Annotated in this window: 2 protein-coding genes and 1 pseudogene; all 3 read right to left on the reverse strand. The window is 32.9% G+C overall.

Translation table 11 applies throughout. The features are described 5' to 3' along the window. Nucleotides 1-132 precede the first annotated feature (132 nt). Nucleotides 133-438: an NADH-quinone oxidoreductase subunit NuoK gene (nuoK, locus tag A6M55_RS05555; RefSeq protein WP_064196846.1), complete on the reverse strand. Its 306-nt coding sequence runs from the start codon at nucleotides 436-438 to the stop codon at nucleotides 133-135. Between the two features lies 1 nt (nucleotide 439). Beyond that, entirely contained in the window at nucleotides 440-1,003 is a 564-nt protein-coding gene (locus A6M55_RS05560; RefSeq protein WP_015030352.1) for an NADH-quinone oxidoreductase subunit J, read from the reverse strand. Beyond that, a pseudogene (locus A6M55_RS17410) lies at nucleotides 996-1,276 on the reverse strand (4Fe-4S ferredoxin); the annotation flags it as partial. The pseudogene A6M55_RS17410 and the gene A6M55_RS05560, both read right to left, overlap by 8 nt.

Below are 1,276 nucleotides of genomic sequence, written 5' to 3' on the forward strand. Positions count from 1 at the left end.
CCCAAACCTTCTCATCCGTAGTGAGACGCTCTATTCAGTTGAGCTACGCAGCCTTTTTATTTACTTTAACTCTTTCCCTTATTTTGGGACTGCAAAGGTAGTGCTATTTAATAGTATTGTCAAGCCTTTCTTTTACTTTTTTAGAAAATTGATTTCATTCAAATCTAGATTCTTGAAATAATCATATAATTTCAGAATTATGGCCAATGCAATTGTGATTTCTGAAGCTGCAACCACCATTACAAAAATAACAAACATTTGTCCTTGTAACCGATTAGGTTCATATTGACTAAAGGCTACAAAGTTTAAATTGACCGCATTAAGCATCAATTCAATACCCATTAGTATTAAAATCGCATTTCGCTTGGTAACTGCAACTGCGAGGCCAATTGAAAATAGTAAAGCACTAATAATTAGGTAGTTTTGTATATGAATCATTTTAATTTTTTTCCTTTTTTGCTATATATACTGACCCAATTAAGGCAGCCAAAAGTAATATTCCAATTACTTCAAAGGCAAAAATATAATCGGTCATTAGGTTTACTCCAATTTGTTTAACAGTACTGCTTTCTTGCATTTCTTTTCCAATAATGTGGAAATTAGCTTCAAAAATGATTTTAATAAATCCCAAAAAAAGTAAAACAGCCACAATAACTGCCCAAAATCTATTATGGTGCTGGACTTCAATCTTATTAGGTTGAAGATTTTGGCGTTGCATTTTTTTGTTATTCGTAAGCATGATACCAAAAATCATCAGTATTAGAATTCCGCCAACATAAATCATAATTTGACTAACGGCTAAGAAATCGGCAGCTGCAAAAACAAAGAGTCCAGCTACACCCAAAAGGGTAAGTAATAGACTAAATGCAGCATAAAGAACATTTTTAGTAAAAAGCAAAAACAAAGCTCCACCTACAGTAATGGTCGCAAAAACAAAAAAAGAAATTTGTTTGACCAAAGCATAATCAATATTTTTTAAATAATCTTCTAACAATTTAGTCAATTTTTTTAGGGGTTATTTTCATTGTAGGCTTAAAAGCAGGTTTGGGCTTAGGTGTTTCATCATTGTTTTCCGAAGCGTTATTTTCTGTTTTTTGTTCTACTTGCTCGCTAGTTTTAGCAACAGGTTTGAAAGAAGGCTTAAAAGCAGGTTTGGGCTTAGGTGTTTCATCATTGTTTTCCGAAGCGTTATTTTCTGTTTTTTGCTCTACTTGCTCGCTAGTTTTAGCAACTGGTTTGAAAGTAGGCTTAAAAGCAGGTTTAGGCTTAGGTGTTT

This window comes from Emticicia sp. MM (assembly GCF_001649495.1).